The organism is Streptomyces sp. NPDC015532, from assembly GCF_043078065.1.
GTDB lineage: Bacteria > Actinomycetota > Actinomycetes > Streptomycetales > Streptomycetaceae > Streptomyces.
Window position 1 is genome coordinate 249,704 of record NZ_JBIBSY010000007.1, and the last position, 14,605, is coordinate 264,308.

Annotated in this window: 12 protein-coding genes and 1 riboswitch; of the genes, 5 read left to right on the forward strand and 7 right to left on the reverse strand. The window is 71.2% G+C overall.

Annotated elements, in window-relative coordinates; genetic code table 11:
* Positions 1-127 precede the first annotated feature (127 nt).
* From rlmN to ACF07B_RS23090, 4 genes are all read left to right on the forward strand, one after another.
* The gene (gene rlmN / locus ACF07B_RS23075) at positions 128-1,234 is read left to right on the forward strand and encodes a 23S rRNA (adenine(2503)-C(2))-methyltransferase RlmN (RefSeq protein WP_369484246.1); all 1,107 of its coding nucleotides are present in this window, start codon (positions 128-130) and stop codon (positions 1,232-1,234) included.
* An 87-nt stretch (positions 1,235-1,321) separates the two neighbouring features.
* A riboswitch (TPP riboswitch) is annotated at positions 1,322-1,427 on the forward strand.
* 76 nt (positions 1,428-1,503) lie between these two features.
* The gene (locus tag ACF07B_RS23080; RefSeq protein WP_392180313.1) at positions 1,504-2,601 is read left to right on the forward strand and encodes a thiamine ABC transporter substrate binding subunit; all 1,098 of its coding nucleotides are present in this window, start codon (positions 1,504-1,506) and stop codon (positions 2,599-2,601) included.
* A 146-nt stretch (positions 2,602-2,747) separates the two neighbouring features.
* The gene (locus ACF07B_RS23085; RefSeq protein ID WP_392180363.1) at positions 2,748-4,346 is read left to right on the forward strand and encodes an ABC transporter permease; all 1,599 of its coding nucleotides are present in this window, start codon (positions 2,748-2,750) and stop codon (positions 4,344-4,346) included.
* The gene (locus ACF07B_RS23090; RefSeq protein WP_392180314.1) at positions 4,347-5,405 is read left to right on the forward strand and encodes an ABC transporter ATP-binding protein; all 1,059 of its coding nucleotides are present in this window, start codon (positions 4,347-4,349) and stop codon (positions 5,403-5,405) included.
* A gap of 72 nt (positions 5,406-5,477) precedes the next feature.
* Here the strand turns inward: ACF07B_RS23090 and ACF07B_RS23095 are convergent, their stop codons facing one another.
* From ACF07B_RS23095 to ACF07B_RS23125, 7 genes are all read right to left on the reverse strand, one after another.
* Positions 5,478-6,137, reverse strand: a complete 660-nt coding sequence (locus tag ACF07B_RS23095; protein ID WP_392180315.1) for an LAETG motif-containing sortase-dependent surface protein — start codon at positions 6,135-6,137, stop codon at positions 5,478-5,480.
* A 186-nt stretch (positions 6,138-6,323) separates the two neighbouring features.
* Positions 6,324-7,439 carry an LOG family protein gene (locus tag ACF07B_RS23100; protein WP_392180316.1) on the reverse strand — a complete coding sequence of 372 codons (1,116 nt, stop codon included), beginning with the start codon at positions 7,437-7,439 and terminating at the stop codon, positions 6,324-6,326.
* A gap of 435 nt (positions 7,440-7,874) precedes the next feature.
* On the reverse strand, positions 7,875-8,282 hold the full coding sequence (locus tag ACF07B_RS23105) for a VOC family protein (protein ID WP_362391500.1): 408 nt from the start codon (positions 8,280-8,282) through the stop codon (positions 7,875-7,877).
* A gap of 142 nt (positions 8,283-8,424) precedes the next feature.
* Complete coding sequence (locus tag ACF07B_RS23110) at positions 8,425-10,080, reverse strand: hypothetical protein (protein WP_392180317.1); 1,656 nt, start codon at positions 10,078-10,080, stop codon at positions 8,425-8,427.
* Entirely contained in the window at positions 10,062-10,799 is a 738-nt protein-coding gene (locus ACF07B_RS23115) for an ABC transporter ATP-binding protein (protein ID WP_369486343.1), read from the reverse strand. The genes ACF07B_RS23110 and ACF07B_RS23115 overlap by 19 nt, the downstream gene beginning before the upstream one ends.
* A gap of 272 nt (positions 10,800-11,071) precedes the next feature.
* Positions 11,072-12,454: an aspartate aminotransferase family protein gene (locus tag ACF07B_RS23120; RefSeq protein WP_362391496.1), complete on the reverse strand. Its 1,383-nt coding sequence runs from the start codon at positions 12,452-12,454 to the stop codon at positions 11,072-11,074.
* Positions 12,439-12,954: an Lrp/AsnC family transcriptional regulator gene (locus tag ACF07B_RS23125; RefSeq protein WP_369486337.1), complete on the reverse strand. Its 516-nt coding sequence runs from the start codon at positions 12,952-12,954 to the stop codon at positions 12,439-12,441. Before ACF07B_RS23125 ends, ACF07B_RS23120 begins: the two co-directional genes overlap by 16 nt.
* Before the next feature lie 188 nt (positions 12,955-13,142).
* On the opposite strand from ACF07B_RS23125, the gene ACF07B_RS23130 reads away from it, so the two are divergent.
* A complete protein-coding gene (locus ACF07B_RS23130; RefSeq protein ID WP_392180318.1) occupies positions 13,143-14,582 on the forward strand; it encodes a gamma-aminobutyraldehyde dehydrogenase in 1,440 nt (479 codons plus the stop codon).
* The last annotated feature ends 23 nt before the right edge of the window (positions 14,583-14,605 follow it).

Genomic DNA, 14,605 nt, shown 5'->3' on the forward strand with positions numbered 1-14,605 from the left:
GCGATCGCCGGGCCGCCTGTGGGCGTGGAAAGTTGACCGGCGGTGTGACAGTAGACACCGGAGGGTGACGGGTCCCTCGTTCATCTGACCTGGGCGGCCCCAAACGATCTGCGACACTGGTACAGCCATGCCTAAGCCCGGAGAACTCACCTTTGTCGCGCCGCGCGGAGCTCAGAAGCCGCCGCGGCACCTTGCCGATCTCACGCCCGCCGAGCGCAAAGAGGCGGTTGCCGCGATCGGTGAGAAGCCGTTTCGTGCCAAGCAGCTCTCGCAGCATTACTTCGCCCGGTACGCGCACGACCCCGCCGAGTGGACGGACATCCCGGCCGCCTCGCGCGGCAAGCTCCAGGAAGCGCTGCTTCCCGAGCTGATGACCGTCGTGCGGCACCTGTCGACCGACCAGGACACCACCCGCAAGACGCTGTGGCGGCTCTTCGACGGCACGCTCGTCGAATCCGTGCTGATGCGCTACCCGGACCGGGTGACCATGTGCATCAGCTCGCAGGCGGGCTGCGGGATGAACTGCCCGTTCTGCGCCACCGGGCAGGCCGGTCTCGACCGGAACCTGTCCACCGGCGAGATCGTGCATCAGATCGTCGACGGTATGCGGGCGCTGCGTGACGGCGAGATCCCCGGTGGCCCGGCGCGGCTGAGCAACATCGTCTTCATGGGGATGGGCGAGCCGCTCGCCAACTACAAGCGGGTGGTCGGAGCGATCCGGGCCCTGACCGACCCCGAACCGGACGGCCTCGGGCTCTCGCAGCGCGGGATCACGGTGTCGACGGTCGGGCTCGTCCCCGCCATCAACCGGTTCGCGGACGAGGGCTTCAAGTGCCGCCTCGCGATCTCCCTGCACGCCCCGGACGACGAGCTGCGCGACACCCTCGTCCCCGTGAACACGCGGTGGCAGGTGCGCGAGGTGCTGGACGCCGGCTGGGGATATGCGGACCGGTCCGGACGGCGCCTGTCCATCGAGTACGCGCTGATCCGCGACATCAACGACCAGGCGTGGCGTGGGGACCGGCTCGGGCGCATGCTCAAGGGCAAGCCCGTGCATGTCAATCTCATCCCGCTGAATCCGACCCCGGGCTCGAAGTGGACCGCGTCGCGGCCCGAGGACGAGAAGGCGTTCGTCGAGGCGATCGCGGCCCATGGCGTCACGGTCACCGTCCGGGACACCCGGGGGCAGGAGATCGACGGAGCGTGTGGTCAGCTCGCGGCGACCGAGCGGTAGTCTGAACCGAGTCGGCCCGTGCGGTCGTCCGGCATCGTGATGGTCGGACAATCCCATCGTCCGGCATCTTCACCGTCCGACATCTTCATATTCCGACAGGGGAGCGCCACAGCGCTGAGAGTGCGGGACAGACCGCAGACCCTCTGAACCTTGCCCAGGTCATTCTGGGTAGGAAGTTCGGTCGTTACTCAAGCTGTTGCGCCCTGCCCGGGAACCGTCAGAGGTCCCGGGCAGGGCCGCGTCTCTTCCTGGTCACCCAGGAGGAATCAGTGATCACCACCATCAGTGGCGGCAGGCGGCTCGCGGCCACGGCCCTCGGGCTCGGTCTCGTCGCGCTGCCCGTGCTGTCCGCGTGCGGTTCGTCCGACGCGTCCGGCTCGGGCGACGCGAAGACGGTCACGCTCGTCAGCCACGACTCGTGGCTCGTGTCGAAGAGCGTGCTGGCGGACTTCGAGAAGCAGTCCGGCTACAAGGTCCGCGTCCTCAAGGACGGCGACGCCGGGCAGGCCGTGAACAAGGCCGTCCTGACCAAGGACAACCCCCAGGGCGACGTCTTCTTCGGCGTCGACAACACCCTGCTCTCCCGCGCGCTCGACAACGGGCTGTTCCAGCCGTACGAGGCCAAGGGCGCGGACCAGGTCCTCCCGGAGTACCGGACCGACCAGGGCAAGCACCGGGTCACGCCCGTCGACACGGGCGACATCTGCGTCAACTACGACAAGGCCTGGTTCAGCGAGCACAAGCTGGCGCCGCCGCGGTCCTTCGACGACCTGGTCAAGCCCGCGTACAAGAACCTCCTCGTCACCGAGAACGCCGCCACCTCCTCGCCCGGCCTCGGCTTCCTGCTCGGGTCCGCCGCGCAGTACGGCGACAAGGGCTGGGAGGGCTACTGGACGAAGCTCAAGGCCAACGGCGTGAAGGTCGTGGACGGCTGGGAGCAGGCGTACAACGAGGAGTTCTCGGGGTCCGCCGGCGGCAAGAAGGCCAAGGCCGACCGCCCGCTCGTCGTCTCGTACGCCTCCTCGCCGCCCGCCGAGGTCATCTACGCCGACCCGAAGCCCGCCACGGCCCCGACCGGGGTCGCGGACGGCACCTGCTTCCGGCAGGTGGAGTACGCGGGTCTGCTCAGCCACGCCAAGAACGCCAAGGGCGGCAAGGCGTTCCTGGACTTCCTGCTCACCAAGGAGTTCCAGGAGGACATGCCGCTCAACATGTTCGTCTACCCGGTCCGTGAGGGCGCGCGCGTGCCCGCGGAGTTCACCCGGTTCGGTCCGCAGGCCAAGGATCCCGAGACCCTGGCGCCCGCGAAGATCGCCGCCGACCGCGACCAGTGGGTCAAGTCGTGGACCTCACTCGTACTGAAGTAGCCGGCGAGGTCGGCGGGACCGATCCGGGCGGCGGGACCGACCCGGTCGGCGGGACCGGCCGGGTCGGCAAGACCGGCCGGGGCGGCGACGCCGGTCCCGCGGCCGCGCTCGGCGCGCGTCGGCGGGCCGCGGTGCGGTTCGGGCTGATGGTCCTGCCCGTCGCGTTCTTCGCGGTGTTCTTCGCCTGGCCGGTCGCCGCGATCGTCTCGCGCGGGCTCCACGGGGACGGCGGCTGGGAGCTCGGCCGGATCTGGGACGTGGCGACCCGGTCCGACATCCGGCACGTGCTGTGGTTCACCACCTGGCAGGCGCTCGCCTCGACGGCGCTCACGCTGCTGGTCGCGCTCCCCGGCGCGTATGTCTTCGCGCGCTTCGATTTCCGGGGCAAGCAGATCCTCCGGGCCGTGGTGACGGTGCCCTTCGTGCTGCCGACCGTGGTCGTCGGCACGGCGTTCCTCGCGCTGGTCGGGCGGGGAGGGCTGCTCGACGAGCTGTGGGGCGTACGCCTGGACACCACCGTGTGGGCGATCCTGCTCGCGCATGTCTTCTTCAACTACGCCGTCGTCGTACGGACCGTCGGCGGGCTCTGGTCGCAGCTCGACCCGCGCCAGGAGGAGGCCGCGCGCGTGCTCGGGGCCTCGCGTCTCGCGGCCTGGCGCAGGGTGACACTGCCCGCGCTCGGGCCCGCCGTGGCCGCCGCCGCCCTCATGGTCTTCCTCTTCACCTTCACCTCGTTCGGCGTGGTGCAGATCCTCGGCGGCCCCACCTTCTCCACCCTCGAGGTCGAGATCTACCGGCAGACCTCCGAGATCTTCGACCTCACGACGGCGGCGGTGCTGACGATCGTCCAGTTCGTGGCCGTCGGCGGGATCCTCGCCGTGCACGCGGCGACCGTACGCCGGCGGGAGACCGCCCTGCGGCTGGTGGCGCCGGACACCACCGCGCGCCGGCCGCGCGGCGCCGGACAGTGGGCGCTCCTCGCGGGCGTGCTGGTGAGCATCGCGGTCCTGCTCGTGCTGCCGCTCGCCGTCCTCGTCCAGCGCTCCCTCGGCGCACCGGGACTCGGCTACTACCGGGCCCTGGCCGACGACGACGGAGGTGTCTTCCTCGTCGCCCCGATCGAGGCGGTCGGCAACTCGCTGGAGTACGCGCTCGCCGCCACCGCCATCGCGGTGCTGATCGGCGGTCTGGCCGCCGCCGCTCTCACCCGGCGCGCGGGCCGGCTGATGCGGGGCTTCGACGCCCTGCTGATGCTGCCGCTCGGCGTCTCCGCGGTGACCGTGGGCTTCGGGTTCCTCATCGCCCTGGACGAGCCGCCGCTCGATTTGCGCGCGAGCTGGATCCTCGTACCGCTGGCCCAGGCGCTGGTGGGCGTCCCCTTCGTCGTACGGACGATGCTGCCCGTGCTGCGCGCGGTGGACGGGCGGCTGCGGGAGGCCGCGGCCGTCCTCGGGGCGTCGCCGTGGCGGGTGTGGCGCGAGGTCGATCTGCCGATGGTGCGCCGGGCCCTGCTGATCGCGGCCGGCTTCGCCTTCGCCGTCTCCCTCGGCGAGTTCGGGGCGACCGTCTTCATCGCACGGCCCGACAACCCGACGCTGCCGGTCGCCGTCGCCCGGTTGCTCGGCCGTGCCGGAGATCTCAACTACGGCCAGGCGATGGCCCTTTCGACCATCCTGATGGTGGTGTGCGCGGTGGCGCTGCTGCTGTTGGAGCGGGTACGGACCGACCGGACCGGGGAGTTCTAGATGCTGCTGAGCCTCCAAGGCGCGACCGTACGCTTCGGCGGGCGGCCCGTGCTCGACACGGTCGACCTCGATGTCGCCGAGCACGAGATCGTGTGCGTGCTCGGGCCGAGCGGCAGCGGAAAGTCCACCCTGCTGCGGACGGTCGCCGGACTGCAGCCGCTGGACGCGGGCCGTGTGGTGCTGGACGGACAGGACCAGGGAGGCGTCCCCGCGCACAAGCGGGGCGTCGGCCTGATGTTCCAGGACCATCAGCTCTTCCCGCAGCGGGACGTGGGCGGCAACGTGGCCTTCGGGCTGCGGATGCGCGGCACGTCGAGGAGCGGACAGGCCGCCCGGGTGGGGGAGTTGCTGGAGCTCGTCGGTCTGCCCGGAGCCCGGGACCGCGCCGTCGCCTCGCTCTCCGGCGGCGAGCAGCAGCGGGTGGCGCTGGCCCGCGCCCTGGCACCCCGTCCCCGGCTGCTGATGCTCGACGAGCCGCTCGGCCAGCTGGACCGCTCACTGCGCGAACGCCTCGTCGTCGAACTCCGCCAGCTCTTCGGCGAGCTGGGGACGACGGTGCTCGCCGTCACGCACGACCAGGGCGAGGCCTTCGCGCTCGCCGACCGGGTCGTGGTGATGCGCGACGGGCGGATCGCCCAGTCCGGTACGCCGCTGGAGGTCTGGCAGCGGCCCGCTGACGCCTTCGTGGCCCGCTTCCTCGGCTTCGACAACGTGGTCGACGCGACCGTGAGCGCGAGTGCCGCCGACACCCCCTGGGGCAAGGTCCCGGTGCCCGAGGGCGCCCCTCAGGGGCCCGGAACCCTCCTCGTACGGCCCGCCGGTGTGCGGCTCGTGGCCGCGGCGGACGGGCTGCGCTGCACGGTCGCCGCGCGCACCTTCCGGGGCACGCACGTCGCCGTACAGCTCCAGCCGGAGGGCGCGCCCCGGCTGGAGGCGGCGTGCGCGCTGCGGGACGCGCCGGAACCCGGGGACGTGGTCGGGGTGCAGTTCGACGCCGCGGAGATCGTCGTCCTCGGGGCGCCCGCCCCCGCGGAGCGACCCGTGTGGCAGGCCGGTTGAGCGGCACGTCCGGACAGCCGTGTGGCCCGCCCCCTCGACGGGGACGGGCCACACGGTCGTTCAGGAGGTGGTTCAGCTCGCCTTCGAGGCGCCACGGCGGCGCATGCCGAAGAAGACCGCTCCGCCACCGACGATGACGAACGCGCCGGCGATACCGGCGATCATCGGGGTGTTGGAGTTCGCACCGGTCTCGGCGAGGTTGGACTCACCGGCGGCCGCGGACGGCTGGTTGTCGCCCGGGGTGGCCGGAGCCGCGCTGCTCTCCGAGTCGGACGGGCTCGCCGAGTCCGAGGGAGTGTCCGAGGGGGCGGACTCCGACGGCTCCGGGCTCGTCGACGGGGACGGCGACTCCGACTTCGTCGTGCAGGCCTCGTCCTTGGTCACCAGGTTCGGGGAGATGTCCTTGTCCACGATGTTCGGGACGCTGACGTGGATCCGGTACTCGGCCTTGGGCGCCCAGTCCTCCGAGAAGGAGATCGTGGCACCGTCCTTGCTGCCGGTGACCTTCTGGGCGGACCCGACCTGGTGGTCGTCGGCACCGTTGCGCTCGAGGAACACCGTGACGGTGGCTTCCTTGGCGGAGGAGTCGATGTCGGTGACGGTGATGATGCCCTTCCCGTTGCCGTCACAGGTGGCGGCGGCCGAGAAGTCCTTGATGTTGCAAGCGAGTGCGTTGCCGGCGACGCCGAGCGCGAGCGCGGCAGAGGCGGAGGCAACGCCGAGGATTCGCACGGAACGTGCGGTGCGTCGAGATATGGACACGATTGCCCTTCACAGGTTGCGCAACTGCGGGGGGTGTGGGGGGATTTGCTGCGGTCTTTCCAGCAACAGCGCCCCCAGGAGTCTCACAGGTCTATAAGCGCGACCTAAGTGCTGTCAATGCGTAGGCCATGCCGCGTGGTTGGCTTTGCCGAGTTGTTAAGATCCCAGGTGTTTGAGCGCTTCCGGAGCGTCATCGACACCGTCGACAAGGGCGATGCGCGACTCCATCGCCCGCTCCCTGGCCAGCGACGTCAGCAGTGCCCAGGCGGGGTATCTGTCGGTCCAGTGCGCCCGGTCCACCAGGACCATCGGGGTCGGCTCGCCCCTGGACCCGTAGTAGTTGGGGGTCGCGTTGTCGAAGATCTCCTGTACGGTCCCGGCGGCGCCCGGAAGGAAGACGACCCCCGCGTTCGAGCGGGCCAGCAGCCCGTCCTCACGGGTCGCGTTGGCAAAGTACTTGGCGATGTGCGCGGCGAAGGCGTTCGGCGGCTCGTGGCCGTAGAACCAGGTGGGGATGCCGACCGAGGGGCCGCCCGAGGGCCAGCGCTCGCGGACCTCGAAGGCCGCGCGCGCCCAGTCCGTGACGGAAGGGGTGAAGGAGGGGACGGCGGCCAGCACACGCAGCGCCTCGTCGAGCATGCCGTCGTCGAACGGGGCCGCGTACGCGCCGAGGTTCGCCGCCTCCATGGCGCCGGGGCCACCGCCGGTGGCGACCATGAGACCGGAGCGCGCGAGGGTGCGGCCGAGCCGCGCGGCCCCCGCGTACGCCTCCGTGCCGCGCGCCATCGCGTGGCCGCCCATCACGCCCACCACCCGTACACCGACGAGGAGTTCTTCGAGCGCGTCCGAGACGGAGTCGTCGTGGACCGCGCGCACCATCGACGCGAATATGTCGCCGTCGGCCTTGGTCCCCTGGAACCAGGCGTACGCGCGGGCGTCGGGCGTCGACTCGTACCCCGCGTCGAGCGAGGCGAAGAGCTCGTCGGGGGAGTACAGGTGACCCCGGTAGGGGTCGAGCGGGAGGCCGGGTACGGGAGGGAAGACGAGGGCACCGGAGAGCCGGACCCGCGCGGCCGCCTCGGGCTCCATCGGGCAGCCGAGGAAGACGGCACCCGTGGTGTCCACGGACAGCAGCTCCCGCGTACGGCCTGTCAGATCGACGGCCTGGACACGGAATCCGGCGAGCGAGCCGCCGGCCGAGACGGCCTCGTCGAACTCGGCGAGGGATTCGATCTCACGGTCGTGGGAGGCGTGAAGGGGAGTCGGCAGCACGTGGCCATGCTAGGGGCTGCCGCCCAAGGGGCACCGGGGTTCTGGACTCCCGCCCTCGTGACGTGACCCCGGGTCGTCCCGGCCTCGCAACAGACCGCGCCCCGGCCGCCGACCGCGAGCCGGCCGCCGACCGCGACCCGGCCGTCGACCGCGACCCGGTCGCTTCAGGGCCCGCGGCACCGGCGAACCTTCTTTCGCCCCCTCCGCCCCTGCCCGTCCCGTACCCGGGGCTCCGCCCCAGACCCCGCTCCTCAATCGCCGGAGGGGCTGAATCTTGCCCCGCCCCCTGGGGCTTCGCCCAATCGCTGGAGGGGCTGAATCTTGCCCGGCACCCGAATAGTGGCCGGAGGGGATGGATTTGGGGACGTTTCCGGGGTCGGCGCGCGGACCCCTGTACCGCGCGCCGGCCCCGGAATGTCGACAGGGCGGTGAGGCTCAGCCCTGGACGGCCGCCGGGTCCATCCACATGACCTCCCAGGTGTGGCCGTCGAGGTCGTCGAAGGCACGCCCGTACATGAAGCCCTGGTCCTGTGCCTCGCCGGTCCCCGAGCCGCCCGCCGCGATGGCGGCGTCGACCAGCTCGTCGACCTTCTCGCGGCTCTCGGCACTCAGACACAGCAGCACCTCGCTGGTCTTCGTCGCGTCCGCGATCTCCTTCTTGGTGAAGTCCGCGTAGCGCTGCTTGCCGAGCAGCATCGCGATGATCGTGTCGCTGATGACCACACAGGCGCAGTCGTCGGTGGAGAACTGGGGGTTGATCGTGTAGCCGAGCTCCGTGAAGAACTTCCGCGAGGCGGCGACGTCGGACACGGGCAGGTTCACGAAGATCATCTGCTGGTACATGCGAGGTTCTCCTGTCGGTGTTGTGCCGTTCGCAGGGATAGACCGGGGGTCCGCCCGGAAATCATCGCCCGGTACGGACTTTTTCCCGGAGGATCGCGCCGGGCGGCCCGCGGGCACGGCACCTGACCGGCCCGCGGGACGGTCAGGTGATCAGCGGAAGCGCGGCCAGTGAGGCGACCGCCCAGGTCAGCGGGGCGAACGCGACGAACAGCGCCCCGGCACGCAGGGCCGCGGCGCCGCGCAGCATCGTGGCGGGCGCCCCCAGCCGCAGCAGCGCCGCCGTGGTGTCGGCGCGTGCCTGCCGCGCCTCGACGGCGGCGGTGGCCAGGGTCAGCAGCGTGCACCCGGCGACCAGCAGGGCGCCGAGGGTGGTCAGCGGACCGAACGCCGGCCGGGCGCCGGTGTACAGCGTCGTCATGGCGAAGGCGCCCGACGCCACCGCGGACACCACCCCCAGCGGCTGCCCGATGCGCCGTGCCTCCGCCTGGAGCACCCGCCCGGCCAGCAGCCGCAGCGCGCCCGGACGTACGGCCTGGAGCAGCCATCCGCACAGATACGTGATCGCGGGCCCGGCGAGGGCCAGACCGACCGCCGTCAGCACCCAGCCGAGCAGCACCCCGGCCGGACCGCCGGCGAACCCGCCGGGCAGCGCGAGCGCGGGCGCGGGTCCCGAACGGCTCGCGTACGTCTCCACGGCCAGCCCGGCCGCCAGCGCGGCCGCGCCCCAGGCGAGTCCGTTCGGGTACCCCTGCGCGGGCGGCAGTGCGCGGGGCCCGGCCTCGGCGAACCGGCGCCGGTCCGGGCGCGCACCGGGCACGACGGCGCCCTCGTACGCCGGTTCCGTGGCCCCGTACGCGATGCCCGGCTCGTACGCGATGTCCGGGAGCTCGTACGCGGGCGGCGTTGCGTGGGCGGCGGCGGGCGGCAGGTCCTCCGCGGCCGTCCTCCGGGTCTCCCCGGAGGCGTAGGCCTCGGCGGTCCAGTGGAAGTCGGGGCTGTCCGCCGCGGGGGCCCGCGGGTCGGGTGCCGGCAGGGCGCCGCCGCCGGTGTCGGCCGACGCGTCCTGGAACCCCTCGCCCGTGCCGGTCACGGTCAGTCCCGCGGCCGTGCGGGTCGCCGTCGAGGCCGTGGGGCCGCCGGGCGCGGTCACGGGCGTGGGGGTGCCGGGAGCGCCGGCCGTGGGCCGCCCGCCGCCCCGGGCAGCGGTCCGCGGAGCGCTCCCGACCGCGTTCTGCCGCGCCGACATCCAGGTGCGGCCGTACGACCACGCGGCGCGCACCGGACGGCTGCCCCGGGGGCGCAGCGCCAGGGCTGCCGCGCCGGAGGCCGCGACCGGCACCACGACGAGCAGCGTGAGGGCCGCGGGCAGGGGCAGGGACCGGCCGGAGGCGAGGAAGTCCGACGCCGTGCCGCCGAGCGGGACACCGGTCAGGTCGCCGCGCAGGTGGAGGAAGAGGACCAGGGCAAACAGAGAGCCGAGGAACGTGGACAGGGCGGTGGTGGCGACGGAGATCGCCATCAGCCGGCCCGGACCGAGGCCGATGGCGGACAGGCCGGTCCGGGGCCGGGTGGCGGGGTCGGTGCGGGCCACCGCGACGGCGAAGTAGACCGTGGCGGCGAGGGGAACGACGCACCAGGCCAGGCGCAGCGCGCCGGCGGCCGAGGCGTCCGGATGGCTCAGCGCGTAACCCAGCGTGCACAGCAGCAGGAACCCGGTGCCCGCGGAGGCGGCGGCGACCAGGAGCCGGCGGAGCTGGACGAGGGGGTTGCCCCCGCGGGCTAGACGGAGAGCGAGCACGCGGCCCGGCCTTCCGTCTCGGTGACCGGGGGCAGGTGGACGGTGTTCACACGCCGTCCGTCGAGCAGGTTCACCGTGCGGTCGGCGAGGGCCGCGGTGTCCGGGTCGTGGGTGGCGAGGACGACGGTGATGCCGTGCGATCGCGCCGCCGAGGTCAGCGTGCGCAGCACATGAGCCTGGTCGGCGCGGTGCAGGGGGGCCGTCGGCTCGTCGGCGAACAGCACGGTGGGGGCGGGGGCGAGCGCGCGGGCGACGGCCACGCGCTGCCGCTCGGACTGGAGCAGGGCGTGCGGGCGTCTGCGGGCACAGTCGCCGATGTCCAGGCGCCTGAGCCACTCCAGGGCGGCGGTCTTGGCGGCCCGGCGGGTCCAGCCGCGCAGCATCAGCGGGAGGGCGGTGTTCTCCCAGGCGTTCAGTTCGGGGACCAGCGTGGGGACGGGGTCGATCCAGCCGAACCGGTCCCGGCGCAGCCGCTCGCGGGTGAGCGGGCCCATGGTGTGCACGGGCGAGCTGTTGAACCAGACCTCACCCTGCTGCGGCAGGAGCTGGCCGGACAGGCACAGCAGGAGGGTCGTCTTGCCGCTGCCGCGCGGGCCGCCGACGGCGAGGATCTCGCCCTCACGGACGCCGAGCGAGACACCGCTGAGCGCGGGCGAGCCGTTGTGCTTGACGTGCAGGGCGCGTGCCCAGAGCACGTCGTTGTCAGGCGGGGCCACCATCGCGTACACCTCGTTCAGAGCTGATGTGCCGTGCCCGGCGATCTCTTCGAGGTCGCTCGGTCCCCCGGACGGGGGAACGAGGGGCAGGGCCGATCGGTCAAGGGGCACGCTAGGGAGTCGGGGCCGGGAGGCCGGACAGCACGCGGCCCCGGGCCGCCCATTCTCACTCGAACGGGCGCCACCGGGGCCGGTGTTGATCAGTCATACGGAAGACCGGAGCCGCCGGGGGAAGCCGGCGGTCCGGGCTCACGGCCGGGACCGGGGAGGTGTGGTCAGAGCTTGGTCCACGCCTCCGTCAGGACCTGACGGACGATCCCCTCGATCTCGTCGAAGGTCGACTGGTCGGAGATCAGCGGCGGCGAGAGCTGGATGACCGGGTCACCGCGGTCGTCGGCGCGGCAGTAGAGGCCGTACTCGAAGAGCTTCTTGGAGACGAAGCCGTAGAGCACGCGCTCCGACTCCTCGTCCGTGAAGGTCTCCTTGGTGGCCTTGTCCTTCACCAGCTCGATGCCGTAGAAGAAGCCGTTGCCGCGGACGTCGCCGACGATCGGCAGGTCGTGCAGCTTCTGCAGGGTCTGGAGGAAGTTCGCCTCGTTGTCCAGCACGTGCTGGTTCAGGCCCTCACGCTCGAAGATGTCGAGGTTGGTGAGCGCCACGGCCGCGGAGACCGGGTGGCCGCCGAAGGTGTAGCCGTGCAGGAAGGTGTTGTCGCCCTTGTAGAACGGCTCGGCGATGCGGTCGGAGACGATGCACGCGCCGATGGGGGAGTAACCCGAGGTCATGCCCTTGGCGCAGGTGATCATGTCCGGTACGTAGCCGAACTTGTCGCAGCCGAACATCGTGCCGAGGCGGCCGAAGGCGCAGATGACCTCGTCCGACACCAGCAGGACGTCGTACTGGTCGCAGATCTCGCGCACGCGCTGGAAGTAGCCGGGCGGCGGCGGGAAGCAGCCGCCGGCGTTCTGCACCGGCTCCAGGAAGACCGCGGCGACGGTCTCCGGGCCCTCGAAGAGGATCTCCTGCTCGATCTGGTCGGCGGCCCAGCGGCCGTAGGCCTCGGGGTCGTCGCCGAAGAGCGGGGCGCGGTAGATGTTGGTGTTGGGGACCTTGTGGGCACCCGGGACCAGCGGCTCGAAGGGGGCCTTCAGGGCCGGCAGGCCGGTGATCGACAGGGCGCCCTGCGGGGTGCCGTGGTACGCGACCGCACGCGAGATGACCTTGTACTTGGTCGGCTTGCCCTGCAGCTTGAAGTACTGCTTGGCCAGCTTCCACGCGGTCTCGACGGCCTCGCCGCCACCGGTGGTGAAGAACACCTTGTTCAGGTCGCCCGGCGCGTGGTGCGCCAGACGCTCGGCCAGCTCGATGGCCTTGGGGTGGGCGTAGGACCACACCGGGAAGAAGGCCAGCTCCTGGGCCTGCTTGAAGGCCGTCTCGGCCAGCTCGGTGCGGCCGTGGCCGGCCTGGACCACGAACAGGCCCGCGAGACCGTCGAGGTAGCGCTTGCCCTTGTCGTCGTAGATATAGGTGCCCTCACCCTTGACGATGGTGGGAACGGGCGCGTTCTCGTACGAGGACATGCGGGTGAAGTGCATCCACAGGTGGTCGTACGCGGTCTTGCTGAGGTCCTTGGTGCTCACGGCTATCGGGTTCCCCACATGTAGGTCTGCTTCTTGAGCTTCAGGTAGACGAAGCTCTCGGTGGAGCGCACCCCGGGCAGCGCCCGGATGCGTTTGTTGATGACGTCCAGCAGGTGGTCGTCGTCCTCGCAGACGATCTCGGCGAGGATGTCGAACGAGCCCGCGGTCATCACCACGTACTCGACTTCCGACATGGCAGTCAGCGCTTCGGCCACCGGGTCGAGGTCGCCCTCGACGTTGACACCGACCATCGCCTGCCTGCGGAACCCCACGGTGAGGGGGTCCGTGACGGCGACGATCTGCATGACGCCCTGGTCCAGCAGCTTCTGGACTCGCTGGCGCACGGCGGCCTCGGAGAGGCCCACGGCCTTGCCGATCGCGGCGTACGGGCGGCGTCCGTCCTGTTGGAGCTGCTCGATGATGGCGAGGGAGACGGTGTCCAACTGGGGACTGCCGTTCCTGGACTCGCGGGAGTCCCTGGGTTCCGCGCTTCGACTGACCACGACCCCACTGTGCACGACGTCTCGACAGTTCCGCAAGGTTGCGGCGATGAAATTCGTTGTTTACGGGTACGTGTCTTGCGGATTTCGCAGTTCTGGATGGCGTGGGGGTGTTGAAAACGTGGAGCCACGGATTAGGGTGGGATCTCAGACATCTCAGGTAGTGGACACCTGAGCCGTTGGACATCCGACAGGAGGGCCGGGCAGTGAGCACCGAGCTGCGTCGTCTGCGCAATTACATCGACGGAGAATTCCGCGATGCCGCCGATGGACGGACCACGGAGGTGGTCAACCCCGCGACCGGCGAGGCGTACGCGACCGCGCCGCTCTCCGGCCAGGCGGACGTCGACGCCGCGATGGCGGCCGCCGCCGCGGCCTTCCCGCAGTGGCGGGACAAGACCCCCTCCGAGCGCCAGAAGGCCCTCCTGAAGATCGCGGACGCGTTCGAGGAGCGGGCCGAGGAACTGATCGCGGCCGAGGTGGAGAACACCGGCAAGCCGATCGGTCTGACCCGGTCCGAGGAAATCCCGCCGATGGTCGACCAGATCCGCTTCTTCGCGGGGGCCGCCCGCATGCTGGAGGGCCGCTCGGCCGGCGAGTACATGGAGGGCATGACCTCGATCGTCCGCCGCGAGCCGGTCGGCGTCTGCGCCCAGGTCGCGCCGTGGAACTACCCGATGATGATGGCGGTGTGGAAGTTCGCCCCGGCCCTCGCGGCGGGCAACACGGTCGTCCTGAAGCCGTCGGACACCACCCCGGCCTCCACGGTCCTGATCGCCGACATCCTCGGCGGCATCCTGCCCAAGGGCGTCTTCAACGTCATCTGCGGCGACCGCGACACCGGCCGCGCGATGGTCGAGCACCCGACCCCGGCGATGGCGTCCATCACCGGCTCCGTCCGCGCGGGCATCTCGGTCGCCGAGTCGGCGGCCAAGGACGTCAAGCGCGTCCACCTGGAGCTGGGCGGCAAGGCCCCGGTCGTCGTCTTCGAGGACACCGACATCGCCAAGGCCGTCGAGGACATCTCGGTCGCGGGCTTCTTCAACGCCGGCCAGGACTGCACGGCCGCGACCCGCGTCCTCGTCCAGGAGTCCATCCACGACGAGTTCGTCGCGGCGCTCGCCAAGGCCGCCGCCGAGACGAAGACCGGGCAGCCGGACGACGAGGACGTGCTCTACGGCCCGCTGAACAACCCGAACCAGCTCAAGCAGGTCGCCGGGTTCATCGAGCGCCTGCCCGCGCACGCCAAGGTCGAGACGGGCGGTCAGCAGGTCGGAGAGAAGGGCTACTTCTACGCCCCGACCGTCGTCTCCGGCCTCAAGCAGGACGACGAGATCATCCAGAACGAGGTCTTCGGCCCGGTCATCACCGTCCAGTCCTTCTCGGACGAGGCCCAGGCCATCGAGTGGGCCAACGGCGTCGACTTCGCCCTCGCCTCCTCGGTGTGGACCAAGGACCACGGCCGCGCGATGCGCCTGTCCAAGTCCCTCGACTTCGGCTGCGTGTGGATCAACACCCACATCCCGCTGGTCGCCGAGATGCCGCACGGCGGCTTCAAGAAGTCCGGCTACGGCAAGGACCTGTCGGGCTACGGCTTCGAGGACTACACGCGCGTCAAGCACGTGATGACGTCGCTGGACGGCTGACCGCGCACCACGCGTGAACGTGG

Bases quoted from the DNA above. Each gene is read 5' to 3' on its own strand.
- rlmN (WP_369484246.1), top strand. From the start codon at position 128: ATGCCTAAGCCCGGAGAACTCACCTTTGTCGCGCCGCGCGGAGCTCAG.
- ACF07B_RS23085 (WP_392180363.1), top strand. From the start codon at position 2,748: ATGGTCCTGCCCGTCGCGTTCTTCGCGGTGTTCTTCGCCTGGCCGGTC.
- ACF07B_RS23090 (WP_392180314.1), top strand. From the start codon at position 4,347: ATGCTGCTGAGCCTCCAAGGCGCGACCGTACGCTTCGGCGGGCGGCCC.
- ACF07B_RS23105 (WP_362391500.1), bottom strand. From the start codon at position 8,282: ATGTACCAGCAGATGATCTTCGTGAACCTGCCCGTGTCCGACGTCGCC.
- ACF07B_RS23115 (WP_369486343.1), bottom strand. From the start codon at position 10,799: ATGGTGGCCCCGCCTGACAACGACGTGCTCTGGGCACGCGCCCTGCAC.